This window comes from Curtobacterium sp. MR_MD2014, from assembly GCF_000772085.1.
Classification (GTDB): Bacteria; Actinomycetota; Actinomycetes; order Actinomycetales; family Microbacteriaceae; genus Curtobacterium.
In genome coordinates this window covers 776,204-800,893 of sequence record NZ_CP009755.1, presented here as the reverse complement: position 1 = coordinate 800,893, position 24,690 = coordinate 776,204, and the positions used below count along the sequence as shown (strand labels likewise).

Sequence of the window (24,690 nt, the reverse complement as noted above, 5' to 3'; positions counted from 1 at the left end):
CGATGTCGGACGACGACACGTGCGATGTCGGAAGACGGCCACCCGACGGCCTGGAGGCGCGGTACCGGCTGGCACCGCGCCTCCAGGCCGCGTCGGGCCGCGTCACTTCGCGCCGGACCGTGTCAGGAGGCGGGCGCCTCCGCGGGGGCCTTGGACGCGCCGTAGACGGCCGTCAGGATGCTCTCCACCCACTCGATGAGCCCGTCGTCGGGCAGCGTCTCGCCGTGCGGCTTCGGCAGCGGGATGCTCGCGGCGTCCTGCTGCGGGAACCAGCGCGCGCCGGGGAACATGCGCTTCAGCCGGACCTGGGCCGAGTCGGCGAGCTCCTTGCCCGCGATCCGCAGGTTCGACCCCATCACGACGACGTCGGACAGGCCGACCTGCTGCGCCATGCGCCGCAGGCGCGACACCTCGACCAGGGTGAGCACCGGCTGCGGCGGCTGGCCGTAGCGGTCGGTGAGCTCGTCGAGCACCATGTCGATCGCCTCGGGCTGCGCAGCCGGAGCCGATGCGGCCGACAGCTTCTGGTACGCCTCGAGCCGGAGCCGCTCGGACTCGACGTAGTCCTCGGGGATGTGCGCGTCGACCGGGATCTCGAGCCGGAGCTCGGTCTGCCCCTCGGCGACGTCTCCCCGGAACTGGGACACGGCCTCGCCGATCATCCGCAGGTAGAGGTCGAACCCGACCCCCGCGATGTGCCCGGACTGCTCACCACCGAGCAGGTTGCCGGCACCCCGGATCTCGAGGTCCTTCATGGCCACCTGCATACCGGCGCCGAGTTCGTTGTTCGCGGCGATGGTCTCGAGACGGTCCTGCGCGGTCTCGGAGAGCGGCTTGTCGGCGTCGTAGAGGAAGTACGCGTACCCGCGCTCACGCCCGCGGCCGACGCGACCTCGGAGCTGGTGGAGCTGGGACAGCCCGTACTTGTCGGCCTTGTCGATGATCAGCGTGTTCGCGTTGGCGATGTCCAGGCCCGTCTCGACGATGGTCGTCGACACGAGCACGTCGAACTTGCGCTCCCAGAAGTCGACCATGACCTGCTCGAGGGTGCCCTCGGACATCTGCCCGTGGGCGACCTGGATCCGGGCCTCGGGGATGATCTCGGCCAGGTGCGACGCCACCGACTGGATGTCCTTCACGCGGTTGTGCACGTAGAAGACCTGGCCCTCGCGCAGGAGCTCGCGGCGGATCGCGGCGGCGACCTGCAGGTCGGACTGCGGCCCGACGAAGGTCAGGATGGGGTGGCGGTCCTCCGGCGGGGTCGCGAGCGTCGACATCTCCCGGATGCCGGTGACGGCCATCTCGAGCGACCGCGGGATCGGGGTCGCGGACATCGCGAGCACGTCGACGTTGGTCTTGAGCTTCTTGAGCTGGTCCTTGTGCTCGACGCCGAACCGCTGCTCCTCGTCGATGATGACGAGCCCCACGTCCTTGAACGCGATGTTCTGCGACAGGATGCGGTGTGTGCCGATCACGATGTCGACGGTGCCGTCGGCGAGGCCGGCGATCGTCTCCTTCGACTCCTTCTCGGTCTGGAAGCGACTGAGTGCGCGGAGGTGCACGGGGAAGCCCGCGAAGCGCTCCTGGAACGTCTCCATGTGCTGACGCACCAACAGCGTCGTCGGGACGAGCACGGCGACCTGCTTGCCGTCCTGCACGGCCTTGAACGCCGCGCGGATCGCGACCTCGGTCTTGCCGTAGCCGACGTCGCCGGAGAGCAGGCGGTCCATCGGGATCGGGCTCTCCATGTCGCGCTTGATCTCGTCGATGGTGGTGAGCTGGTCGGCGGTCTCGGCGAACGGGAAGGCCTCCTCCAGCTCACGCTGCCACGGGGTGTCCGGGCCGAACGCGTGCCCCTTCGAGGCCATGCGTGCCGAGTACAGCTTCACGAGGTCGACGGCGATGTCGCGGACGGCCTTGCGCGCCTTCGACTTCGCTGCGGACCAGTCCGAGCCGCCCATCTTGGACAGGGTGGGGTTCTCGCCGCCGACGTACCGGGAGAGCTGGTCGAGCTGGTCGGTCGGGACGAAGAGCTTGTCGCCCGGGTAGTTCCGCTTCGACGGGGCGTACTCGAGCACGAGGTACTCACGCTGCGTCTTCACGGCGTTGCGACCGCCGGAGCTGACCTCGCGCGAGACGAGCTCGACGAACTTGCCGATGCCGTGGGTGTTGTGCACGACGACGTCGCCCGGCTTCAGCTGCAGCGGGTCGACGACGTTCTTGCGGCGGGCGGCGAGCTTCTTGACGGTGCGGGCGCCCTGCTGGACGCTGCGGCCGTAGAACTCGGCTTCGCTCAGGACGGCGATCCGCGGGTCGGGGGTCGCGAAGCCGGCCTCGACGGTGGCGGTGGTGACGATCGCGACACCCGGCTCGGGCGGCGCGGTGAGGTCCTCGGCACGAGCCGCGACACCCGCGTCCGCGAGCACCTGCACCGCGCGCTCGACGAGCCCCTTGCCCTGCGCCGTCACGACGACGCCCCACCCGTCGTCGACGAGCTGCTTGACGTGCTCGACGGCCCCGTCCGCGCTGCCCGCGAAGCTCGGGATCGACTCCGCTCGGACGCGGATGTACTCACCGGCCTCGGCAGCGGCCTCGGCGTCGGTGAGCACGCGCTCGCGGTCACCCTCGTCGAGCCCCGAGTCGAACGGCGTGACCGTCCACCAGGTGCGCTGGCCGCGGGTGTTCTTGAGCTGCTGCACGGACAGGAAGTTGCCCGCGTCGAGGTCGATGGGTGCCTGTGCGCCCGCGACCGCGGCGCTCCACGCGGCCTGCAGGAACTCGGTGTTCGTCTCGGCCAGGCTGTGCGCGCGACCGGCGACCCGCTCGGGCGAGAGGACCGCGATCGTGGCGGTCTCGGGCAGGTAGGTGGTGATCGGCACGAGGTCCTGCACGAGGGCCGGCGCGAGGGACTCCATGCCCTCGACCGGGATCCCCTCGGCGATCTTCGCGAGCATCTGCGACAGGTTCGGGAACTCGTGCAGCATCTCGCGTGCCCGCTGGCGCACGTCGTCGCTGAGCAGGAGCTCGCGCGAGGCGGTGAGCTCGACCGAGCCGAGGTCGTCGTCGGTGGTGCGCTGGTCGGCGACCGAGAACGCCTTGATCGCCTCGATCTCGTCGCCGAAGAAGTCGACGCGCACCGGGTGGTCGGCACCGGGCGGGAAGACGTCGAGGATGCCACCGCGCACCGCGAACTCGCCGCGGCGGGTGACGAGGTCGACCCGGGCGTAGGCCAGGTCGACGAGCTGCGACGCGATGGCCGCGAGGTCGTTGCCGCGTGAACCCGTCGCGAGTGCGACCGGGGCGAGCGACGTCAGGTTGCCCGCGATGGGCTGCAGTGCGGCGCGGACGCTCGCGACCACGACGATCGTGCGGCGGTCGGCCGGATCGGCGTCCTGCCACGCGGCGAGCTTGCGGAGCGTCGCGATGCGGGTGCCGACCGTCTGGGCGCTCGGGCTGAGGCGCTCGTGCGGCAGGGTCTCCCACGCGGGGAACTCGAGGACCTCGGCGTCGGGGACCGTGCACGTGAAGGCGCCGCGCACCGCCTCGGCCTCGCGCCCGGTGGCGGTGACGACGAAGAGGCACTGGGGACCGTTGCGCTCGGCGAGCAGCGCGCCGAGCAACGGGACCCGCAGGCCGTCGACGACGGAGAAGTCCGCGTCACGCCCGGCAGCGCGGAGGACGCGATCGAACGCGGAGGCGCGCGAGAGCGCAGGGATGATGCCCGAGATCGTCACTCAGACGATGGTACCGGCGGCGTCCGACACCCGGCCCGGCGTGCGCGGGCGGCGAACACGGTCAGCTGCGGCGACGGAGTCGGGACCCGATCAGGACGAGCAGCGCGGCCACGAGCAGCGCGGGCGCGACGGGTGCGGCGCCGGTCCAGGCGAGGCTGGTCGGGCTGCGGTCCGCAGACGTGGAGCCGGCCCGGTCGGGAGGCGCGGCACCGTCCGCCGCGTCGGCACCCGTCACGCCGGTGGTCCCGCCGCGGCCGGGGGCCGCCCCCGGGTCGGCGCTCGGGGTCGGGTCGCTCGGGGTCGGGGCGGTCGGTCCTCCCCCGCCGGTGGTGCCGCCCGGGCCGGGCGACGGGTCGGGGTCGGGTGCGGGCGTCGGTCCGGGGGCGCCGGTCGGACCGGGGGTGGGTCCGGACGAGACGTCGGGCGCGGGCGACGGTCCGGGCTCCGGGGCGGTGGTCGCCCCCGGTTCGGGCGCCGTGGTGGGTCCGGGCGCGGTGGTGGGCTCGGGCGCGGTGGTCGGTTCGGGCGCGGTGGTCGGCTCGGGGGCGGTGGTCGGCTCCGGCGCGGTCGTCGGTCCGGGCGCCGTGGTCGGCTGCGGCGCGGTCGTCGGTCCGGGCGCCGTGGTCGGCTCCGGCGCGGTGGTCGGTCCGGGCGCGGTGGTCGGCTCCGGCGCGGAGGTCGCTCCGGGCTCCGGCCCCGCGGTCGGCTCGGCCGTCGGGGGCGGTGCGGGCGACGGCTGCGCTCCCGTCGAGGGTGTCCCGGTCGGGAGCGGTCCTGCCGTGGCCGGGGCGGAGGGGGTCGGGGTCGCGCTCGCCCCCCACGTCGGGTCGGGATCCGGCTCGGGTCGGGGGTCCGGGTCGGTCGTCGGTGTCGCGCCCGGGGTGCCCGACGGCGTCGGGGTCGGCTCCGGGGTGGTCGGTCCGGGCGGCGTCGGGGTGGGGCCCGGCTCGTCGGTCGGCTCCGGGTCCGTCGAGGGACCGGGCTCCGTCGAGGGGACGGGCTGCGGCGTGGCGGTCGGCTCCGCGGTGGGATCGTCGGTCGGGGAGGGCGACGAGGTCGGTGCAGGGGTCACCGTCGGCGTCGCGCTCGGCTCGTCGGAGGGCTCGTCGGTCGGCTCACCCGTGGGGGCGGGGGTGGGCTCGTCGGTCGCCGGCGTCGGCTGGTCGGTCGGATCCGACGTCGGCGCTGCGGTCGGTTCCGACGTCGGCCCGGGGGTGGGCTCCCCCGTCGGGTCGGACGTCGGTGCAGCGGTCGGTTCCGACGTCGGATCGGGGGTGGTCTCCCCCGTCGGGTCGGACGTCGGCGAGGCGGTCGGCTCTGCGGTCGGGTCAGGCGTCGGCGGGTCGGTCGGGTCGGCCGTCGGCGAGACGGTCGGCTCCGCCGTCGGCGGGTCGGTCGGGTCGGCCGTCGACGAGGGGGTCGAACCGCTGCTCGGGTCACTGCTCGCCGGCGTCGTCGGCTCGCCGGTCGCCGGAGTCGTCGGCTCCGCCGAAGGTCCGGGAGACGGGGCGGTCGTGGGGCCAGCCGTCGGCTCGGGCGTCGGGGTGTCCGACGGCAGGGGCTCCGCCGTCGGTGCGGTCGGGCTCGTGCCCGGGCTCTCCTTCACGCGGCCGGACGACGTCGCGGTGACGATTCGCTGCCGGTTGTAGTCCGCCACGACCAGGCTCCGACCCGGGCCGACGGACACGGCGGTCGGGTTCGCGAGTGCCGATCCGTCGGGCGCCGTCGAGAACGCCGGAGCCCACGCGCCACCGGCGTCCGACCAGACGCGGCCGTTCCCGTTGTCCACGACGAAGACGTCCCCGTCGTCGACCGCCACCCCGCGGAGCCGGGTCTGCCCGTCGGCCGGGAACCCGAGCGCGCTGACGACGCCCGACGCGCGGTCGACCTGCCACACCTCGTCGGGTCCGGCGTCCGTCACGGTGAGCGTTCCACCGTCGGCGGAGATCGCGACGCCGCTCGGGTCGGACCACGGACCCGCGACCGCCGTCCACGTCCCGCTGCCGAGCTCGGCCGTCCAGAGCGATCCGCTGCCGGGCACGGCCGCGAAGACCGTCGTCCCCTGCACCGCGAGTTCGGAGACGGCTCGTCCGCTCGGAGGCGGGGCCCACCGGGAGAGGACGAGCCCGTCCGGGGAGAGGAGCGTGATCGACCGCCGCCCGGCCTCGGCGACGAGGATGCGGCCGTCGTCGAGGGTGGTCACGGCCGACGGGTTCCACATGTCGCCCGGCGCCGTGCCGAACGGAGCGACCACGCTCCAGGTGCCGTCGAGTCCGCGGCGCAGCAGGCCGTTCCCGGCGAAGTCGGCGACCAGGAGTCGTCCGTCGACGTCGTGGTGCACGTCGTTCGGGGCGGAGAAGCTGCTCGCGACCGGTGGCGCGGACGACTCGGCGCTCGTCGGTGTCCAGGTCTCGGTCGCTGCGACCGCGCCGTCCTGGGTGAGCAGGGAGGCCATGCCGACCGCGATGAGCGCGACCGCGGCCGGGACGACGGCGAGGACCGCACGCACCCCCGTGCCGGAGCGCTGTGCGACGTCTGTCGGTCCTGCCCGGTGTCGTGCTCGCCCCACGTCGCCCCCTCGTCGTCGGGACGGTCGCCCCGACGGTGAACCTACCGACGACCGGGGGACGTGACGGTCCCCCAGTTCGGGGACCCGGCGGGAACCGGACAGCAGCGTGGACGACCCACACCGTGCCTCCCGGCCGGATCCGCGAACTCGACCGGACGCGTCAGGAGGGCGCGTGCACGCGCTGCTGCGCGGCGAGGAGCCCGAGCTCCGCGATCGCCTCGACGGCGTCGGCGCCGTCGGCGAGCAGGTTCGGCAGCGTCTTCTTCTCGGTCGGCGAGAAGTCACGCAGGACGTAGTCGGCGGGGTCCTGGCGACCCGGGGGACGGCCGATGCCGATCCGCACCCGGGTGAACTCGTTCGTGCCGGTCGCCTTGATGATGTCGCGGAGCCCGTTGTGGCCGCCGTGCCCGCCGCTGCCCTTGAGACGGACGGTGTCGAACGGCAGGTCGAGTTCGTCGTGGACGACGACGAGGTCCGCCGGGGTGGCGCTGTAGAACCCGAGCACGCTCGAGACCGGGCCACCCGAGGTGTTCATGAAGGATCCCGGCTTCGCCAGGACGAGCTTCGGTCCGCCGGGCACCAGGCGCCCCTCGGCGACCTGGTTCGGCGTCTTGTGCTTCTTGAACGTCGCACCCATGCGGGCGGCGAGTTCGTCGAGGACCATCTGGCCGACGTTGTGACGGTTCCCCGCGTAGCCGGGCCCGGGGTTCCCGAGCCCGACCACGACGAGGGTCGTTCCTGTCATCAGCGTCGGCCAGACGTTCCGCGGCGGGTGTGTTACTCGGAGTCGACCGGGGCGGAGCCGCCCTCGGCACCGGCCTCGGCGCCCGCCTCGGCAGCAGCCTCGTCGGCAGCGTCGTCGTCAGCGGTGCCACGCGGGGTGACGATCTGCACGACGAGCGCCTCGCCGTCGGTCTCGAGCTCGGCGCCGGTCGGCAGCTCGAGCTGCGAGGCCAGCACCTGGGTGCCGTCCTCGAGGCCCTCGACGTCGACGGTCACGTGCTCCGGGATGTCGGTCGCCTCGACGAGGAGCGAGACCGAGGAGAGGTCCTGGACGTGGATCGTGCCGGAGAACGACTCGCCCTCGACGACGACGGGGACGTCGACGGTGACCTTCTCGCCACGGCGCACGACGACGAGGTCGATGTGCTCGATGATCTGGCGCACCGGGTCGCGCTGGACGTCCTTGACGAGGGCGAGCTGGGCCGCACCCTCGATGTCGAGGTCGACGACCGCGTTGGCGGTACGGACGAGCAGCATCGTCTCGTGGCCCGGGAGGGTGATGTGCTGCGGCTCGGTGCCGTGGCCGTAGACGACCGCGGGGATCTTGTCGGCGGCGCGGAGCTTGCGCGCAGCGCCCTTGCCGAACTTGGTGCGGGTCTCCGCTGCGAGCTTGGTGTAGTCGGCCATGGTGCCTCCTGGTGTCGGGGTCGACGCCGGGGTGCCGGCATCGGGGGGTCTGTGGTGTTGCAACTCGAACGCGTGCACGCGTGAGGAACGCTCCCAGGACTGGGCCGGGTCTCCCTACCGCGTCGATCACGGCCGCGCGCTGCGCGGCCCTCGCCGAAGTCGGTTTGTGAGTCTAGCAGGGGACGTCGGGCGTGTCGCACCGCGGCACCGCCCACCACCGGACGGGAGGCTCGTGGCGGTGCCGCCACGAGCCTCCCGTCCGTCCCTGCGCACGGTCGCGGACCGGTCCCCCCAGGTCCACCTGCCCGCGACCGCGGGTCCGTCGCCGGCGCCCGTCAGTCGACGTCCTCCGGTGCCTCCGGCGCCAGTCGCTCGATCGTCCTGGCGACGCGGTCGGCGACCGCGAGCTGGTCCGGCCGGGCGGCTGCCAGCACGGCGGCGTCGGTGGCGGTGACGTGGAGGAGCCGGGACCACTGCGCGTCGTAGAGCGCCTCCCGGTAGCCGGACGACTGCTGGCAGGCCAGGTCGTGCTCGGCGAGGGCGATCTCGGCCTTCGTGACGGGCAGTGCGAGGCCGCTGATGCCGAACGCCTGGCGCATCGGAGCGGTCGGCATCCCGTGCGGGTCCTCTGGGAGCGCGCTCGGGGCGTGCGGTCCCAGGCACGTGCGCCAGCGGGCCGCCGCAGCGACGACCGCCGGTTCTCGTCGTGCCTCGTCCGCGGCGAGGTAGGTGAGGCGCTTCACGGTCATCGAGGCGCCCTGGGCTTCCCCGTCGTCGTCCGTGCCGAGCGCGCGACGGGAACGTTCGAAGCACCGATCGACGGCGGACCGGTCGGCGCGGTCGAACGCCGCGTTGTGCTCGGGGTCCTCTGCCCACTGCCGCAAGCCGTCACGGTTCGCACCCCGTGCCGACGGCCGGTGGTAGCCGAGGTCCGCCGCCGCCGCCTTGCTCAGCGGTCGTGACCAGTCGAGTGCGGGAGCGTCGTTGCCGCGTTCCGGCGTCTCGTCGGCGATCGACTCTGCCTGCAGGCCCGCGGACGTCGCCCACGGCACCGGGAAGTCGATGCCGACGTCACGCAGGCAGGGCTGGTCGAGGAGCGACTCGGCGTACCCGGTCTCGGACCAACCGGGCTGGGCGTAGCCGTCGAGCGGCATCGACCACGTGTCGAGGTCGCGCTCCACCGTCGGGCGGACGGCGTGGTCGGCGGGCTCGGGCAGGCTGTGCAGCACGGCTCCCCCGAGGCCGGCGAGGACGAGGACGAGTGCGCCGGACTTCGCGGAACGCTGGGTGATGCGCATGGTGTTCCCCCTAGGCGCGGACGAGTCCGCGTTCGTGTGCGGTGATGACGACCTGGATCCGGTTCCGGAGTCCGAGCTTCGTGAGCACCGCGCGGACGTGCGTCTTGACCGTGGCCTCGCTGAGGAACACGGTCGCCGCGATCTCCTGGTTGCTGAGCCCCTTCGCGACGAGCAGGAAGACCTCGCGCTCCCGGGCGGTGAGGACGTCGAGCACCTCGTCCGGGCGCGGGGTCTCGACGAGGGTCCCGTCGGCGCGGAGCAGGTCGAGCGCCTCGGCCTCGGTCGGCGCCGGACGCCCCTCGTGGACGTCGCGGATCGTGCCGAGCACCACATCGGGCAGGGCGTCCTTCGTCAGGAACGCCGCCGCTCCCGCACGGAGGGCGGCGAGCACGGCCTCGTCGCGGCGGATCGTCGTCAACACCACGACCCTCGGGCGGTCTCCGCCCTGCGCGGCCAGGCGTGCGGTGGTCTCGATGCCGTTCAGCACCGGCATGCGGAGGTCCAGGAGCAGGACGTCGGGGTCCTCGTCGGCGCAGAGCTCGAGCGCCGCGGCGCCGTCGGCAGCGGTGCCGACGCAGACCATGTCGTCCTGGGCTTCGACGAGCATCCGCATGCCGGAGGCGAAGAGGTGCTGGTCGTCGACCACGGCGACGCGGATCGCGCTCACCGGGCGTCCTCGACGGGCACCCAACCGGTCACGACGAACTCGTCGGCGTCGTCACCCGCACCGGCCCGGAGCCACCCGCCGGCGAGCCGTGCCCGCTCCCGCATGCCCTCGATGCCCGAGCCCGCGCCGTCGAGCTGCACCAGGGGCGCGTCCCCTCGCGAGGTGACCACGATGCCGAGGCCCGGGCCGCGCCAGTCGAGCACGACGCGGGTCGACGCCGTCCGCCCCTGGTGCTTGAGGACGTTCGTCAGGCTCTCCTGCACGATCCGGTGCACCGCTCCCCCGGTCGCCGTGCCGACGGCTCCGGGCACACCGTGCTGCTCGAACGTCGCACGCATGCCGAGGTCGCGCATGTCCTCGACGAGGTCGGGGACGTCCACGAGGCCGTGCACCGCCACCGACCCGGTGCCCTGGATGCGTTCGACGAGTGCACGGACGTCGCCGAGGGCGCTCCGGCTCACGTCGGCGATGTCGCGGAGGGCCGTCGCTGCCGGTGCGCCGGCACCGGCGATCGCCGCGGCGCCCTGGGCCTGCGAGACCACCACGGCGAGCGAGTGTGCGAGCGAGTCGTGCACGTCGCGGGCGATCCTGGCGCGTTCCTGTTCCGCGCGGAGCTCGGCGGTCGTGACCTCGGTCTCCCGCTCGGCCGCGACGACGCGGGTCCTGGCGAGGCCGATCCGCCACGCTGCACCGACGGCGACGCCGGCGGCCCAGGCGATGCCGCTCGCGCCGGCGATCGCCAGCGACAGGAGCACGAGGTCACTCCGCGTCCCCGAGTGCGCCCCGGTCCAGTTGCCCCAGACGTCGGGGTCGGCGACCGTCGGCACCGCCATCGCCCAGGCGGCGGCGATGCTCGCGACGCCGAGCACCGGGACCGCGAGCCACCGGAGCAGCCCCGACCGCCCTGCACCGACGACGCCCACGACGATCGCGATCGCCAGGTACTCCGGCCACGTCGTCGCGCGCGGGCGGTCGAGCAGGTGCAGCGCCTGCAGCAGCGGGACCACCACGACCAGGCCGAGCGCCGTCGCGGGCATCCAGTTCGTCAACCCGATGGCGACGGCGAACGCGGCGACGACGAGCACGTGCCCGGTCAGCTCGGAGCGTCCGGCCTCGGCGACGATCCAGAGCACCAGGTACACGGCACCGACGACCGGAGGCAGCACGTGCCGGACGCGGCGACGCAGGAAGGAGGTCATGTCGGCGAGCGTAGGGCGGGCGTCGACGCGGCTGCGAGCTCGGGCGGCACCTTTCATCCGAGTGGATGAGATGCCGTCGAGCCCTGCGGTCAGGACGCGTCGCTAGCGTCGGGGCGTGTCGACGAACGAGTCCCTGCCCGCGCGCGACCCGGCCACCGACGACCGGTGGGCAGCGGCGGCGCGCGCAGCCGAAGCGCTCGCCCGCGGACCGAGGCGGGGACGCGGGCCGTCGATCCAGGCCGCCCTCGCCGCCGCCGCGACGCTGGTGGCCGGCATCGACGTGCCGCTCGCGGTCCTCGGTGGGCTCGACTGGCGCGTCGCCGTCGCGGTCCTCGGGTGGGTCGTGGCGGTCGGGGCGTGGTCGGTCGCTCGACGGCGCGGGCGACTCGAACCGTTCCTCCCTGCCCGGTCTCCGGTCGCACTCCTCGGGGCTGCCGATCGTCGGGACCTCCGCCGACAGCTCCGCGGTGCGGAGGTACCCACGCCGCGATCGGTCGACCTGGTCGACGCGATCACCCGGTGGCAGCGCCGGACGTCGGCGGCGACCCTGCCGAGCCTCGTCGGACTGGGGATCGTCCTGCTCGGCTCCCCGGGGCCGCTCGTCCCCGCCATCGTCCTCGCGACCGCCGTCCTGGTGGTCGTCCTCGCCGTCGCTGAGCGTCGTCGGTGGTCGCGCGTGCAGCGGCTCGTCGCGGAGGTGCGTTCCGAGCGATCGGCTGGTGCCTGAGGGTCGTCACCGGTCAGCGACCGACGTCTCGGCGGTGGTGCTGCGCGGCGCGCAGGAGGTCCCGCGCGCGGTCACTCGCGTCCGCTGCCTCGTCGCGCGCGCGTTCGGCCCGCTCGACCTCGACGACTGCTTCGGCGAGCTGCCGTTCGAGCTCGGCACGACGGTCCTCGGCGGCCTCGAGTTCCTGCTCCGCCGCGTCGAGGGCCGCGTCGGCATCGCGGGACTCGGCCCGAGCGGTCGCCTCGGCCTCGCGAGCGGCGCGGCGCTCGGCAGCTGGGTCGGTACGCGGTCCGGGTTCGGCCTGCGGTTCGGCTTCCGGCTCCGGCTCCGGCTCGGACTGCGGCTCCGGCTGCAGCTCCGGCTCCGGCTCCGGCTCCGGCTCCGGCTCCGGCCGGGAGGCTCGGCTCCCCTTCCGGGATCGCCGCGCGCTGGTGATCGGGATGGGTTCGGCGTCGGTACCGGACCACGCGTCCGGGACCGCGTCGGGATCGGCCAGTGCCCCGTCGAGGTCGACGTCGTCGAACCCGGCGCTCTCGAGCGGTCGGACGAGCAGGCCGGATCGGACGGCGGCGCCCGCGTGTCCGTCGGCCATCGCAGCCTCGATCGTCGCGCGGACCTGGTCGAGGACGGCGGATGTCAGCGGGTGCCCGGCGTCGGACGCCAGGTCGGCCCCCGCCTGCGCCAGCGCGGCGACGACGTCGGACCGCTGGCGGCGGAGCCGTCGGATCTCGTCGGGGTCCGCATCCTCCTGGGCCTGCCGGATCGCGGGCCCGAGCTCGACCGCCTCGTCCAGGGCGCCCTCGTGCGCGAGCAGGTCGACCACCCACGCCGCGGGCGCGGGCTTGCGCAGACCGCCGATGCGCGTCGCGAGCGCTCGGTCGTCCTTCCGCACCGCACGCTGCCGCGTGGTGCGCTCCCGCACGAAGTCGGCGGGCGCGACGAGGAGCAGTTCCCTCGCCTCGTCCGCGAACTCCATGCCCCCAGCATGCCCGTCGGCTCACCCGCGCTCTCGGCGGAACCACGAGCGACCGGGCAGGACACGCCGCACGTCCTCCACCGAGCGGGCCGCGTACGTCACCGTCGTGCGCGACCGTGCCGCAGGTCGCCCGCTCGGAAGCGGGGGCGGGGGCGGGGGCGGAGGCGGGGTCCCCCGCCGGTCCGGCGTCGGACTACCAGTCGTGGACGGTGCCGTCGGCCAGGCGGTTGAACGGCAGGTACGCCTGCTCGTACGGGTACTTCCCCGCCTCGTCCACGTCGAGCGTCACGCCGAGGCCCGGCTCGTCGCCCGGGTGCAGGTACCCGTCCGTGAAGGTGAACGTCTGCCGGAACACCTGGTTCGTCCTCGGTCCGTGCTGCATGTACTCCTGGATGCCGAAGTTGTGGATCGCCATCCCGAGGTGCATCTGCGCGGCGAGTCCGACGGGTGAGATGTCCGTCGGCCCGTGGAACCCGGACTTGATCTGGTACATCGCGGCGTAGTCCATCGTCTTGCGCAGCGGGGTGACGCCGCCCATGTGGGTCACGGCACCGCGCACGTAGTCGATGAGCTGGTCGCGGATGATGTCCTTGAAGTCCCAGATCGTGTTGAAGACCTCGCCGATCGCGAGCGGCGTGGTGGTGTGCTGCCGGACGAGCTTGAGCGCCTCCTGGTTCTCGGCGGGGGTGCAGTCCTCGAGCCAGAACAGGTCGTACGGCTCCAGGCTCTTGCCGAGCTTGGCCGCCTGCAGCGGGGTCATCCGGTGGTGGCCGTCGTGCAGGAGCGGCAGCTCGGGCCCGAACTCGTTCCGGACGGCCTCGAACACGGTCGGCACGTGGCGCAGGTAGGCACGGGTGTCCCAGTCCTCCATCGCCGGGAACGCACCGCGCTGTGCCGGCTCGAAGTCGTACCGGACGCCGGCGTTGCCCTCGGTCGTCCGGTTCGACGCGATGCCGTAGATGCTCTCGAGCCCGGGGACGCCCGTCTGCACGCGGATGGACCGGTAGCCCTCCTCCTGGTGCTCGCGGATCGAGTCGAAGAGCTCCGGGAGCTCCTTGCCCGAGGCGTGGCCGTACGCCATGAGTCCGGTGCGCGACGCCCCGCCGAGCAGCTGGTAGAGCGGCATCCCGGCGACCTTGGCCTTGATGTCCCACAGCGCCATGTCGACGGCCGCGATGGCGGCCATCGTGACCGGGCCCCGGCGCCAGTACGACGAGCGGTAGAGGAACTGCCAGGCGTCCTCGATGCGGCTGGCGTCCCGCCCGACGAGCAGCGGGACGACGTGCTCGGACAGGTACGCGGACACGGCGAGCTCGCGGCCGTTGAGGGTGGCGTCGCCGAGCCCGGTGACACCGTCGGCGGTGGTGATCCGCAGGGTGACGAAGTTGCGGTCCGGACTCGTGACGATGACCTCCGCCCGGTCGATGAGCTGTCCGCGGTCGGCCGACGCCCAGGTGTCCGGTCGGCCGGCGGTCGGGTCCGTCGCCCCGCCGCCGTCGGCAGCGCCGGGGACGGGCGCAGCGGGGTTCGTGGTGCCGGTGTCGGTCATGCGTGGACTCCTTCGTCGACGGGGCCGCGTGCTGGTGCCGCGGCGGCGCGGATGCGTTCGGCGGCCGCGGTGACGGCGGCCACCACTGGGGTGGTGTCGAGGTCGGGCGCGACGACCCCCAGGACGTCGTGCACGTCCGAGTCTGGCCCGGGTGCTCCGGCGTCGTCCACCAGCTCGGCCTGCGTGGTGCAGTGCACCCACCAGGCGGCGAGCAGGGTCGCGGCTCCCGGGCCGACCCCGGCGTCGGGGTCGCGCTCGAGTCGCCGACGCAGGACGTCGACGACGCGGACGGGCAGCTTCTGCGAGCCGCCGGACGCGATCTGGCGCAGGGTGTGCCGGATGCGCGGGTTCGCGAACCGCTCGACGAGCGCGGCCCGGGCGTCGGCGACCTCGTCGGCCGGCAGCGGGAGTTCGGCGGCGGCTTCGTCCCAGAGCTGCTCGACGGCGGTCCGGCAGCGTGGGTCGTCCATCGCCGACGCCACGGTGTCGTGGCCGAGCAGCAGGCCGAGGTACGCCAGGAGCGAGTGCGCCCCGTTGAGCAGCCAGAGCTTCCGCTGCTCGTACGGGGTGACGTCGGGCACGAGCCGGACGCCGGCGGTCTCCCACTCGGGGCGGTCGATGCCGTCGAACACGTCCTCGAGCACCCACTCGGCGAAGGGTTCCGTGACCACGGGCACACGGTCGCCGTCGAACGCCCCGGGCAGGTCGCCGATCTCGTCGAGGTCGGCGGCGGTGGTGGCCGGCGTGATCCGGTCCACCATCGACGACGGGAAGGCGACGGACGACTCGATCCACGACCGGAGTGCCGGGTCGTCCGTCGCCCCCAGCACCGCCTCGCGGAGCACGGCGCCGTTGTGCGTCAGGTTGTCGAGCGACACCAGGGCGATGCGTCCGCCGTCGGCGGCCCGGCGTGCGGCGAGCCCGTCGACCAACCGGGCCGGCACGTCGGCGTCGGCGCGGTAGCCGGCCTCGGTGACCGTCAGCGTGACGATGGTCGTCCCCGGGGACGCGACCACGTGCCTCCAGGCCGTGCCGTCGCCGCCGGGGTGCGCCGCCACGATCGAGTCGACCACCTCGGCCGTGTCACCGTCGGCCGCTCGCGTCACCAGCGTGTACCGGCAGTCCTGCCCGGCGAGCGCATCGGCTGCTCCGGGCGAGCGCCCGGTGAAGGCGGTGATCCCCCACGGATCACCGCTGGCGTGCTGCGTGTACCAGGCGAGGTGGGCGCGCGCGAACGCGCCGATGCCGAGGTGGGCGATGCCGGGGCGCCGACTCATGCGGTCACCGGGACCAGGGAGCGCAGGTACGCCAGGTTGTCGGCGGTGCGCTCGGCGAGCGGCAGGTCGGTCGAGAAGTCCTCGATGGTGACCCAGCCGCCGTACCCGTGCCGTCGCAGGGCGTCGAGGTACTCGGACACCGACGCCTGGCCGTCGCGCAGCGGTGCCCACTCGTTCCGCCAGATCCGGCTGCCGTCGGCCCGGGTCTCGCCGGTGTCGACCCACCGTGCGTTCTTCACGTGCGCGTGGGCGAGGTACGGCCCGAGGAGCTCGAAGGCCGCGAGGTGGTCCTCCTGCCCCTCGATCACGAGGTTCCCCAGGTCGTGGATGACGCCGACGTGCTCGGGGTCGAGCCCGTCGACGAGCCGGAGCGCGGCCGACGCGGACGGGGTGATCGTCATGTGGTGCAGCTCGACGAGTGCCTTGACACCGAGCGCGGCAGCACGCACCGCCGCCCACTCGAGGTCGGCGCGCGTGCGGTCGAAGAGCTCCCCGTAGGTGGCGCCGGTCCGCTCGCGCTCCCGCTGGTACCAGGGCATGGTGACGCGCACCTGGCGGGCGCCGAGTTCGCTCGTCACCCGGAGCATCGTCTCGACGCCCTCGTGGTCGGACACCGGCTGGTAGCCGCCGATGCCCGAGTACTGCAGGCCGGCGGCGGCGGTGGTGCGGGCGATCTCGCCGACCCGGTCCGCGATGCCGGTGAACTGCCAGGTCGACCGGTTGCCGGCCCAGAAGCCGGACGAGCCGTCCTCGGTGCGGTCGTCGACGATCCGCCACTCGATGCCGTCCCAGCCCTGCTCGGCGAGGGTGTCGGCTGCCTGCGACGGGGTCCAGTCGGGCGTGGACGCGGTGAACACGGAGAACTTCACCGGACTGCTCCTTCCCGGGGAGCGACGACCGGTTCGACGTCGTCGTACTTCCCCTCGATGACGTCGTCGATCCGGACCGGCTGCCCGAGGGTCGCGCTGACGTACAGGCCGCGGACGGTCGCGAGCGACACGAGGGCGTCGTCGACGGTCACGCCGGGGTCGCGCCCCTCGCGGATCGCGGCGACGATGTCCGTGTACTGGCGGGCGTGCCCCGCGGCGAAGTGGTCGGGCTCCGGCGGGCCGCCGACGACGTGCTCCGGCGGGACGACGTCGTGCTTCTGGTCGACGGCGTCGGCGACCGCGGTGGCGTTCGCCGTGGTCGACGCGGACTCGAGCGTCGCCGCGTCCGGTGCGACGTGGAAGTACGCGAGCCGGTCGTCGTCGACGATCGCCGAACCGTGCGTGCCGTACACCGCGTAGCGCGCGGAGAGTCCCGGGTAGGCGGCGGTCGTGCAGTGGATGACGCCGAGCGCGCCGCCGCGGAACCGGACGGTCGCGACCGCGGTGTCCTCGACCTCGATGCGGTCGTGCGCGAGGAGCCCGACCTGCGCCGAGATCTCCTCGGGACGACCGAGTGCCCAGACGAGCAGGTCGACGGTGTGCACGCCCTGGTTCATCACCGCGCCGCCGCCGTCGAGCGCCCACGTGCCGCGCCAGTCGCCCGAGTCGTAGTAGCCCTGCGAGCGGTACCAGGCGACGCTCGCGACGCCGGAGGTCACGGTGCCGAAGTCGCCACCGTGCGCGGCTCCCGCGACCGCGACCGAGGCCGGGTCGAAGCGGTGCTGGCTGATCACGCTCGTCGTCACCCCACGGGAGCGGGCGTCCGCGGCGAGCGCCGCGATCTGGCGCGCCCGGGGCATCGTGGTGTCGAGCGGCTTCTCGATGACGACGTGCTTGCCCGCGGCGAGCGCCGCCTCGGCCAGCTGGACGTGCATGCCGGACGGGGAGCAGATCGCGACGACGTCGATGTCGGTCTGCGCGATGGCCTCCTCGACGGTCGCGGTGGTGACGGGCCGGTCGGCGCCCGTCGCCTCGATCTCGTCCGCCGCGCCGGTGGCGGCCGCGGGGACGGCGTCGACGAGGGCGACGACCTGCAGGTCCGGGTGCTGCACGGCGACGCGGGCGTGGTGGCGTCCGATGACGCCGGCGCCGACGACCGCCAGCTTCAGTGGGGTGCTCATCGCAGGGTGACTCCGATCTGGTCGGTGAGGGAACGGAAGGCCCGTCCGGCACGGCCGAAGGCCGCGGGGCCGGAGAACCCGCCGAGGGAGGTGACGTCGCTGAGGTGCGGTTCGAGGGAGGCGTACCCGGAGTAGCCGGCGTCGCGGAGGGCGGTCAGGGTCTCGAGCAGTTCGCCGTCGCCCTCCCCCGCCGGGACGACGGACGCGTCGGCGGCCAGGGCGTCCTTCACCTGCAGGTAGTCGACGTACGGCGCGAGCTGCGCCCAGCCGTCGGTGAACGGCCGGACGCCGCACTGCACGTAGTTCGCGTTGTCCCAGGCGAGCCGCAGCGCGCTCGACCCGACGCTCTCGACGATGTCGAGCACGCGCTCGGGGACGTCGCCGTAGATGTCCTTCTCGTTCTCGTGCAGCAGGGTGACGCCCTCGCGCTCGGCGAGGTCGGCGAGCGCACGCATCCGGACCATGACGTCGTCGCGCACCTCGTCCGCCGAGCGCCCGTCGAAGTAGAACGAGAAGATCCGGATGTTCGTCGTGCCGAGCGCGTGCGCGGCCGCGATCGCGCGGCCCAGCCGCTCGACCTCGTGCTCGACGGGCCGGTCGACGACCACCTTGCCGATCGGCGAGGCGATCGCGGACACGGTCTGCCCGCGCTCCTCGAACAGGCGGTGGAGGCCGGCGAGCTGGTCGTCGTCGAGGTCGACGACGTTGGTGCCCCAGGCGCTGCGCACCTCGATCGCGCTCGCGCCGAGCGCCTGCAGCACCGCGACCTGGACGGCCGGGTCGGCATCGATCTCGTCGCCGAAGCCGGAGAGCTCCCACGTTGGCTGGGTCATCGTGTTCCTTCCTTGTCGGACGGGAGGCGCGTGGCGGGCCGGCACCGCGCCTCCCGTCCGTCGTGTGGTTGCGTTCGCTCCTTGACGGAGCCGGCGGCCTCGATGGGTCCTGCCCGCCGACCAGGTCACTTGACGGAGCCGGCGGTGAGCCCGCCGACCAGGTAGCGCTGGAAGATGAGGTAGAGCGCGACGACCGGCACGGCGCAGACGATCGACGCGGCCATCATCTGGCCGTAGATCGGGACGGCGCCGCCCTCCTGGGCGGTGCCGAGCACCTGCAGCACCACGGCGACCGTGCGGGTGTTCGGGGTCGTCATGATCGTGCTGAAGAGCACGTCGTTCCAGCCGAGCAGGAAGGCGAAGATCGCCGAGACCACGATGCCGGGCCACGAGAGGGGCAGCACGACGCTCCGCAGGATGCGGGTGCTCGAGGCGCCGTCGATGCGGGCCGCCTCCTCGAGCTCCTTCGGCAGACCGCGCAGGTACGTCACCATCACCCACGTCGAGAACGGCAGGGCGAACGTCAGGTAGGTGACGAAGAGGCCCCAGCGGGTGCCGATCACCTGCACGCCGGTGGCGCTCGCGATGTTGGCGAAGACCACGAAGACGGGCAGGAGCAGCAGGGTGCCGGGGATCGACTGCAGGGCGAGCAGCCCGCGGAGGATCGTCAGCCGGCCGAGGAACCGGAACCGGACGAGCACGTAGGCGGTGGACACGGCGAGCGCCGCACTCGCGACCGCCACCGCACCGGCGGTGAGCAGGGAGTTCACCAGGCCCTGCCCGAGCGCCACGGTGTCCCAGATCGCCACGTAGTTCGACAGCGTGAACTCGGACGGGAAGTACTCGCCGCGGGCGACCGCGACGTCCGAGTTCACCGAGCCGAACAGGATGTACAGCACCGGCACGGCGATGAACGCGACGAGGACCGCGATCACGGTGACCAGCAGCCACCGCGGCAGCAGCCGGGTGACGTCGGTGTCGTACGGACGCTTCGGGCGCTTCGCGCCACCGGCGGTGATGCTCTCGGTGAGCGTCGCGGTCGGACGGGTGCGGGTCTGGCTGAAGGCGCTCATGCGCGGGCTCCCTCGAGGTCGGCAGCGGCCGGGGCGGCGAGCAGGGCGCGGTCCGCGCGACGCTGCTTCCGAGTGGGGCCCGCGTCGTCTCCGGTGTCGAGCTTGACGGCCCGGAGGTAGACGAACAGCGGGATCGCGACGATCACCAGCGAGCAGATCGCCATCGCCGCGGACAGGCCGAAGCGGAACGACTGGAAGCTCGCGATGTACGTCAGGACGGGCATCACCTCGACGCTCGAGGGCAGGGGGTTGCCGAAGAGCACGAAGGGCAGCGTGAAGTTGTTGATGTTGTGCAGGATCGAGATGATGATCGCCAGGCTCAGCGGTCCGCGCAGGTACGGGAAGACGATGTAGCGGAGCTTCGCCCACCACGTCACGCCGTCGAGGGCGGCGGCCTCGTGCACCTCGTTGTCGACCGCCTGCAGTCCGGCGAGCGAGAGCAGGTAGACGAACGGCCAGCTCGTCCACACCATGACGCCGGCGAGCGCCCAGTAGGACGCGGAGCCGTTCAGCCAGAGGACGTCGGTGCCGAGGACGGTGTTCACCACGCCCTGCGGCTGGAGCATCGTGCGGAAGAACGTCCCGACGACGAAGGCCGGCAGCACGTACGGCACGAGGTAGATCGACCGGACCAGGCCGCGCCCGGGGAACCGGTTCTGCGTGGAGACCGCCGCGGCGACACCGATCGGGACGGTGACCGCGGTGACGAGCACCGACAGGGACACCGAGATCCAGATCGAGTGCAGGAGCGGCGAGTCGGTGAAGGCCTCGGCGAAGTTGGCGAACCCGACGAAGGGGGCGCTGAACCACTGGCGCAGCGTGTACTGGTCGAGGTCGAGCATCGCGATGTACAGGCCGACGAGCAGCGGTACGACGATGACGGCGAGCATGAGGACGCCGCCGGGCAGGAGCATCCAGAGCGGACGCTCGCGCTGGTACAGCGGGGTCGTCCCGTGCGGGCGGACCTCCCGCGGGGTCTCCTGGCGGGGTCGGGTCTGCGTGGTGGTCATCACAGCCCTCCGTTCTTCTGGCGGTCGAGCGATGCCTGGGCGTCCCGCTGCGCCGCTGCGAGGCGCTTCCGGAGCTGGTCGTCGCTGACCTCGCCGCGCTTCAGCGACGGGATCGACTGCACGACGACGTCGACCAGCGAGAGCTGTACGTCCGACCAGGCGCCGGTGAAGGCGGTGGGCTTCGACAGTTCGCCGGCGCGGACGATGGGGGCGAGGTCGGGGTTCTGCTGCGCGATGCGGTCCGCCGCGACGGTGTTCGTCGGCAGTTGCCCGAACAGCTCGAAGTAGCGTTCCTGCGCCTCGGGCGAGGACACCTGCCGCACGAAGTCGAACGACAGGTCCTGCTTCGAGCCGTAGTCGGCGACGACGAGGTTGTCCCCGGACAGGATGCTCGCCGCCTCGATGCCGTCGGCGGGACGCTCGGTCGCGCCCGGGGGCACGGTCGGCAGCAGGGCGTACTCGTACTTGCCGTCGACGGCCGAGCCCTGCAGCGAGTTCAGGGAGGTCGTCGTGGTCATCGGGAAGAACGCGGCCTTGCCGTCGGCGAACTGCGCGAGGGCCTGCGGGTTGTTCCAGCCGATCGCCGCGGGGTCGACCACGCCGTCCTCCGTCACCCAGTCGAAGTAGGTGCGGTAGGCCTGCTCGACGGCGGGGGCGTCGATCTCGGCCTTCCCACCGTCGATGATCGTGTTGCCGGCGTTCTGTGCCATGCCCCACACGAACTTCCACGGGTCGAAGCCGTCCGCGTAGGCGATCGCCATGCCGTAGGTACCGTCGCCGGTGGTCTTCCGGGCGTCCTCGGTGAGCTCGTCCCAGGTCGTCGGCAGGTCCGTGATCCCGGCGCGCTCGAGGAGCTCCGTGTTGACGGCCATCACGAACGGTCGGCTGGCGAAGGGGATCCCGATCTGCTCCGCCGTGCTCGGACCGGAGATGCCGAGGGACGCCGGTGCGAACTGGTCCTTGCCGCCGACCGCGTCCCACTGCTCCGGCCCCATCTCGACGAAGGCACCGGTGGCGTAGGCGGTCGGGGTGAAGGTCGTCCCGATCGCGTAGACGTCCGGGCCCTGGCCCGAGATGACGCTGGTCTGGATCGCGGTGAGCTCCTCCTGCGGGGTCGAGTAGGTCTCCCACTGGATGTCGGCACCCGTGGTGCGCTCGAACTCGGCGGCGGTCTCCCGCTGCCACTGCGCGCGTTCCTTCGGGTAGGTGGTGTCCGCGCCCATCATCACGCGGAGGGTGTCCGGGTCGTCGCCGCTGCCGTCGACGATCGCGCAGCCCTGCAGCGAGAGGGCGGCGACGGCGACGACGGCGGCACCGACCAGGATGCGGGTCCTGCGTCTTCCTGTGCTCATGCGGGGGTGTCCTCCTCGACATCTCCCCCGGGCGACGGTGCCCGGGACGGCGGCTGCGCTGCCGACGTGCCACCACTGTCCCGGCCGTGGCAACAACCGGCAACCGGTTGCCACTTGTTGCCACGCCGGCCTAGTTTCGCCTCGTGAGCAGCGCAGACACGGACACCTCGCGGCGGGTGACCATCCGGGACATCGCCGACGCGACCGGGGTCGCCCCGTCCACGGTGTCCCGCGCGCTCTCGCTGCCGGACCGGGTCAACCGCGACACCCAGCAGCGGATCCAGCAGGTCGCCCGCGAGCTCGGCTACGTCGCGAACTCGCAGGCCCGGGCGCTCACCTCGGGACGGACCCGGGCGGTCGCCGTCCTGGTGTCGGACATCACCAACCCCTTCTACTTCGACGTGATCCGCGGCACGCAGCACCAGCTCTCCGCCGCCGGGTGGACGCAGCTGCTCGTCGACACCGAGGAGTCCGCCGAGGCCGAGGTCGCGGCGCTGCGTGCCGTCGCCGGCAAGGCCGACGGCGCCGTGCTCACGGCGTCCCGCCTGTCCGACGCGCAGATCGCCCGGTTCGCCGAGCGGACCCCGCTCGTCGTCGTGAACCGTCGCCCGGCCGGGGTGCCGTCGGTCCTCATCGACACCCCCGGAGGCGTCGAGCAGGCCGTGCAGCACCTGGTCTCCCTCGGGCACCGGGACGTGCTCTACGTGGCCGGCCCGGACAGCTCGTGGTCGAACGAACGCCGCTGGCGGGCGCTCGTCCGCGTGGCGGGGCGTCTGGGCGTCCGGGTCGCCCGCGTCGGCCCGCACGCGCCGTTCGTCGACTCCGGAGCGGCCGCCGCCGACGCCGCCGTGCACGCCGGGGCCACCGCGTGCATCGCCTTCAACGACCTCATCGCGATCGGGATGCTGACGCGGTTCCGGGAGCGGGGCGTCCGCGTGCCCGAGGACGTGAGCGTGGTCGGCTGCGACGACATCTTCGGTGCCGACTTCTGCAACCCGCCCCTGACGACCATGACGTCGCCGATCGAGCGCGCCGGTCGGGTGGCGATCCGGATGCTGCTCGGTCGACTCGATGCGCTGCCGGCCGACGAGCCGCCGGGTGAGCACCCGTCGGGCGCCGTCGCGCTGCCGACCCACCTGACCGTCCGGGGGTCCACGGGCCCGGCACCCGTGCGGCCCCGCTGATCCCCGCACCGCCGCACGATCCCGCCCGCCCGCCCACCCGCCGCTCGCCCGACCTCGCTCGCCTGCCCGCCCGCTCGCCCTCGCCCGACCTCGCCCGCTCGCCCGACCTCGCCCGCCTGCCCGAAGGAGCCGATGATGCCCTCCACCAGCACGACCACGCCGCTCGCACCGCACCCCGACCGGCTGTTCCCGGCGGACCCGGGGACGCGCTCGGTCGCCCGCACCGTCTACGAGGCGGTCCGCGACGCCCCGATCATCTCCCCGCACGGGCACGTCGACGCGGCGCTCATCGCGGACGACCAGCCGTTCCCGGACCCCGCTGCGCTGCTGGTCACGCCCGACCACTACGTCCTGCGCCTGCTGCACGCGAACGGGGTCGGGTTGCAGGAACTGGGTCGCCGCGACCTGACGGGCACGCACCCGGACCCCGACGGCCGGGAGGTCTGGCGCCGGCTCGCCGAGCACTGGGACGACTTCGCCGGCACGCCGGTCCGCTACTGGTTCGAGACCGAGCTGCACGACGTCTTCGGTCTGACCGAGCAGCCGTCGGCCGCGAACGCGGACGCGCAGTACGACCGCATCGCAGCCGCGCTCGCGACGCCGGCGCTCCGACCCCGCGCGCTGTTCGACTCCTTCGGGATCGAGGTGCTCGCGACCACCGACGGCCCCGCGGACGACCTCGCAGCGCACGCACGGCTCGCCGCCGACCCCTCCTTCACCGGTCGGGTGCTCCCCACCTTCCGCGCGGATGCCGTGTTCGACCCGTCACGCCCGGACTGGAGGCACGTGGTCGCGTCGATCGGCGAGGCGTCCGGCATCGACACGGGCACCCACGACGGGCTGCTGGCGGCCCTCCGGGACCGGCGCCGGTACTTCATCGAGCACGGCGCGACCGCCACCGACACCGGCGTGCTCGACGCGGGATCCGCGCCGCTGTCCGCGACCGAGCGCTCGCGCATCCACGCGGCGGCGATGCAGGGCCCGTCGGGCGTCACCGCGGCCGAGGCGGTCGCCTACCGCCACGACATGCTCTACCGGTGGGCGGAGATGAGCGTCGACGACGGCCTCGTCATGCAGCTGCACCCGGGCGTGCTCCGGAACCACCACACGCCGACCCTCGAGCGGTTCGGCCCGGACACGGGCCACGACCTGCCGGCCGTCGGCGCGTTCACGGAGCCGCTCCGGCCGCTGCTCGAGGCCTTCGGGACCGCACCCGGCTTCCACCTCGTGCTGTTCACCGTGGACGAGACCGTCTTCTCGCGCGAGATCGGCCCCCTGGCCGGCTTCTACCCCGCCGTGTACGCGGGCGCCCCGTGGTGGTTCATCGACACCCCGGCGGCGATCGGCCGCTACCGGGCGGCGGTGACGGACTCCGCCGGGTTCACGAAGACCTCCGGGTTCATCGACGACACCCGGGCGTACTGCTCGATCCCGGCACGGCACGACATGGCACGACGGGCCGATGCGGCGTACCTGGCGTCGCTCGTGGTGTCGCACCAGCTCTCCGAGGAGGACGCGGTGCGGACGGCACGGAGGATCGTGTCGGACATCCCACGGGCGACGTTCAAGCTCTGAGCGGGATGCCGAACATGTGACATGCGGAGTATTCGGTCCTTCGGCGTCGGCGGGGTCAGGGTGAGGCGTCCGTCGTCCATCCGATCTCCGACCGAGGAGCGCCATGTCTCGTCGTCCGTCGTCCGAACGTCCTCCCTCGCCCGCCCCTGCCCGCTCCGGCCGACCCGGCCGACCCGACGGGCCGCCCTCGCTCGGCCGCGCGGTCGG

General features: G+C 73.2%; 19 protein-coding genes. 3 read left to right on the top strand and 16 right to left on the bottom strand.

Annotation, left to right across the window (positions count from 1 at the left end; all coding sequences use genetic code 11):
* Window positions 1-122 precede the first annotated feature (122 nt).
* From mfd to NI26_RS03715, 7 genes are all read right to left on the bottom strand, one after another.
* On the bottom strand, window positions 123-3,734 hold the full coding sequence (mfd, locus tag NI26_RS03745) for a transcription-repair coupling factor (protein ID WP_066652554.1): 3,612 nt from the start codon (window positions 3,732-3,734) through the stop codon (window positions 123-125).
* 61 nt (window positions 3,735-3,795) lie between these two features.
* The gene (locus tag NI26_RS17125) at window positions 3,796-6,303 is read right to left on the bottom strand and encodes a hypothetical protein (RefSeq protein ID WP_235426499.1); all 2,508 of its coding nucleotides are present in this window, start codon (window positions 6,301-6,303) and stop codon (window positions 3,796-3,798) included.
* A 160-nt stretch (window positions 6,304-6,463) separates the two neighbouring features.
* Window positions 6,464-7,048, bottom strand: a complete 585-nt coding sequence (pth, locus tag NI26_RS03735) for an aminoacyl-tRNA hydrolase (protein ID WP_058742290.1) — start codon at window positions 7,046-7,048, stop codon at window positions 6,464-6,466.
* Between the two features lie 32 nt (window positions 7,049-7,080).
* Window positions 7,081-7,713, bottom strand: coding sequence for a 50S ribosomal protein L25/general stress protein Ctc (locus NI26_RS03730; RefSeq protein WP_066652537.1), 633 nt, complete (start codon window positions 7,711-7,713; stop codon window positions 7,081-7,083).
* A 335-nt stretch (window positions 7,714-8,048) separates the two neighbouring features.
* Window positions 8,049-9,011: a hypothetical protein gene (locus tag NI26_RS03725; RefSeq protein WP_066652530.1), complete on the bottom strand. Its 963-nt coding sequence runs from the start codon at window positions 9,009-9,011 to the stop codon at window positions 8,049-8,051.
* Between the two features lie 10 nt (window positions 9,012-9,021).
* Entirely contained in the window at window positions 9,022-9,678 is a 657-nt protein-coding gene (locus NI26_RS03720; RefSeq protein WP_081984677.1) for a response regulator transcription factor, read from the bottom strand.
* Window positions 9,675-10,877: a sensor histidine kinase gene (locus tag NI26_RS03715; protein WP_066652525.1), complete on the bottom strand. Its 1,203-nt coding sequence runs from the start codon at window positions 10,875-10,877 to the stop codon at window positions 9,675-9,677. Before NI26_RS03715 ends, NI26_RS03720 begins: the two co-directional genes overlap by 4 nt.
* A 115-nt stretch (window positions 10,878-10,992) precedes the next feature.
* Between NI26_RS03715 and NI26_RS03710 the strand changes: the two genes are divergently transcribed.
* Entirely contained in the window at window positions 10,993-11,604 is a 612-nt protein-coding gene (locus NI26_RS03710; RefSeq protein WP_066652521.1) for a hypothetical protein, read from the top strand.
* Window positions 11,605-11,617: 13 nt separating this feature from the next.
* Here NI26_RS03710 and NI26_RS16775 read toward each other — a convergent pair whose 3' ends face one another.
* The 9 genes from NI26_RS16775 to NI26_RS03665 form a co-directional block, all read right to left on the bottom strand.
* Entirely contained in the window at window positions 11,618-12,580 is a 963-nt protein-coding gene (locus NI26_RS16775) for a hypothetical protein (RefSeq protein WP_066652519.1), read from the bottom strand.
* Between the two features lie 193 nt (window positions 12,581-12,773).
* Entirely contained in the window at window positions 12,774-14,129 is a 1,356-nt protein-coding gene (manD, locus tag NI26_RS03700) for a D-mannonate dehydratase ManD (protein WP_235426496.1), read from the bottom strand.
* Window positions 14,126-15,406: a mannitol dehydrogenase family protein gene (locus NI26_RS03695; protein ID WP_066652516.1), complete on the bottom strand. Its 1,281-nt coding sequence runs from the start codon at window positions 15,404-15,406 to the stop codon at window positions 14,126-14,128. The genes manD and NI26_RS03695 overlap by 4 nt, the downstream gene beginning before the upstream one ends.
* Complete coding sequence (locus NI26_RS03690; RefSeq protein WP_066652510.1) at window positions 15,403-16,275, bottom strand: sugar phosphate isomerase/epimerase family protein; 873 nt, start codon at window positions 16,273-16,275, stop codon at window positions 15,403-15,405. The genes NI26_RS03695 and NI26_RS03690 overlap by 4 nt, the downstream gene beginning before the upstream one ends.
* Window positions 16,272-17,456, bottom strand: coding sequence for a Gfo/Idh/MocA family protein (locus NI26_RS03685; protein ID WP_066652507.1), 1,185 nt, complete (start codon window positions 17,454-17,456; stop codon window positions 16,272-16,274). Before NI26_RS03685 ends, NI26_RS03690 begins: the two co-directional genes overlap by 4 nt.
* Window positions 17,453-18,289, bottom strand: coding sequence for a sugar phosphate isomerase/epimerase family protein (locus NI26_RS03680; RefSeq protein WP_066652502.1), 837 nt, complete (start codon window positions 18,287-18,289; stop codon window positions 17,453-17,455). Before NI26_RS03680 ends, NI26_RS03685 begins: the two co-directional genes overlap by 4 nt.
* 125 nt (window positions 18,290-18,414) lie before the next feature.
* On the bottom strand, window positions 18,415-19,362 hold the full coding sequence (locus tag NI26_RS03675; RefSeq protein WP_066652496.1) for a carbohydrate ABC transporter permease: 948 nt from the start codon (window positions 19,360-19,362) through the stop codon (window positions 18,415-18,417).
* Window positions 19,359-20,372 carry a carbohydrate ABC transporter permease gene (locus NI26_RS03670; protein ID WP_066652494.1) on the bottom strand — a complete coding sequence of 338 codons (1,014 nt, stop codon included), beginning with the start codon at window positions 20,370-20,372 and terminating at the stop codon, window positions 19,359-19,361. Before NI26_RS03670 ends, NI26_RS03675 begins: the two co-directional genes overlap by 4 nt.
* Complete coding sequence (locus NI26_RS03665) at window positions 20,372-21,724, bottom strand: ABC transporter substrate-binding protein (RefSeq protein ID WP_066652491.1); 1,353 nt, start codon at window positions 21,722-21,724, stop codon at window positions 20,372-20,374. Before NI26_RS03665 ends, NI26_RS03670 begins: the two co-directional genes overlap by 1 nt.
* Before the next feature lie 143 nt (window positions 21,725-21,867).
* Here NI26_RS03665 and NI26_RS03660 point away from each other — a divergent pair, with 143 nt between their 5' ends.
* Both NI26_RS03660 and uxaC read left to right on the top strand, forming a co-directional pair.
* Window positions 21,868-22,908 (top strand): LacI family DNA-binding transcriptional regulator, encoded by a 1,041-nt coding sequence (locus NI26_RS03660; RefSeq protein ID WP_066652489.1) that lies wholly within the window; start codon window positions 21,868-21,870, stop codon window positions 22,906-22,908.
* Between the two features lie 135 nt (window positions 22,909-23,043).
* Window positions 23,044-24,483 (top strand): glucuronate isomerase, encoded by a 1,440-nt coding sequence (gene uxaC / locus NI26_RS03655; RefSeq protein ID WP_066657811.1) that lies wholly within the window; start codon window positions 23,044-23,046, stop codon window positions 24,481-24,483.
* The last annotated feature ends 207 nt before the right edge of the window (window positions 24,484-24,690 follow it).